At 30.8% G+C, this 804-nt stretch carries 1 protein-coding gene and 1 pseudogene; one reads left to right on the forward strand and one right to left on the reverse strand.

Going from position 1 to position 804, the window contains the following annotated elements:
* Nucleotides 1-97, reverse strand: a pseudogene (locus B5P40_RS08950) (IS6 family transposase); the annotation flags it as partial.
* 195 nt (nt 98-292) lie between these two features.
* On the opposite strand from B5P40_RS08950, the gene B5P40_RS08955 reads away from it, so the two are divergent.
* The gene (locus B5P40_RS08955; RefSeq protein ID WP_078177553.1) at nt 293-517 is read left to right on the forward strand and encodes a hypothetical protein; all 225 of its coding nucleotides are present in this window, start codon (nt 293-295) and stop codon (nt 515-517) included.
* Nucleotides 518-804: the final 287 nt, after the last annotated feature.

Below are 804 nucleotides of genomic sequence, written 5' to 3' on the forward strand. Positions count from 1 at the left end.
TACGAAAGCTCAAATTGTACCGCAGGTGCCATCTTACTGTTAATAAGATCAGTTCAGGCTGATAATGTTTCCACTTGAATAGATTTTGCTTTTCCATACCAATCACATCCTTTTTTAAAGTACTAGTATCAGTATGTCCAAGTTTGATAGACCTTTTTCATATACTTCAAAGTTTTTGCACCAGAACCAATATTTGTTTGTATTCACTTAAAGGAATAGCACCAATGTTCATCAAGTTAATTTTACTTTTATAAATCATGTATATATGTATTATTAATAAAGAGGTGAAAAAATGGGAAAGAAGAGAATAGTATTTTTATTTTTAGGCTTTTTAATTCTTTTTGTTGTATTTTGGTATTCAAAAGGATACAGCGACAAATACATACAATGGGGTGATACAGTAAAGTCTGTTGATACAAATATACTTGAAAGAAATAATATTCCATATAAAGTTAAAAACAACAAAGTATATATCCCTGAAGATGCCTTTAACAAGGCTATAATGTGTTGTTCTTAGCTCCTCTGCACATTCTTTGGGGATGGGAGGCTTAATTGAAATAAAATTGTATATTAGAGGCAGCACCACATCCCCATCAACTTAAAAACTACCCTAAAACCAAAAAGAGTCCTAAATTAATAGGACTCTTTTTTTACTTTTCTCGAATACAAACTTTTGAATAGAAGTTTACTTTCAGTGATAGGAATAGCACAACATGCCCATCAACCTAATATTATGGAGTACCTCCAAAAAAATTCACCTCAGATACAACTACACTAGTGTAGTTGTATATATTTACATAACAA

Source organism: Bacillus sp. SRB_8 (assembly GCF_003264205.1).
GTDB lineage: Bacteria > Bacillota > Bacilli > Bacillales > Bacillaceae_G > Bacillus_A > Bacillus_A mycoides.

What these genes read in the sequence shown, in the direction of transcription:
- B5P40_RS08955 (WP_078177553.1), top strand. Translation starts at nt 293, where the DNA reads ATGGGAAAGAAGAGAATAGTATTTTTATTTTTAGGCTTTTTAATTCTT.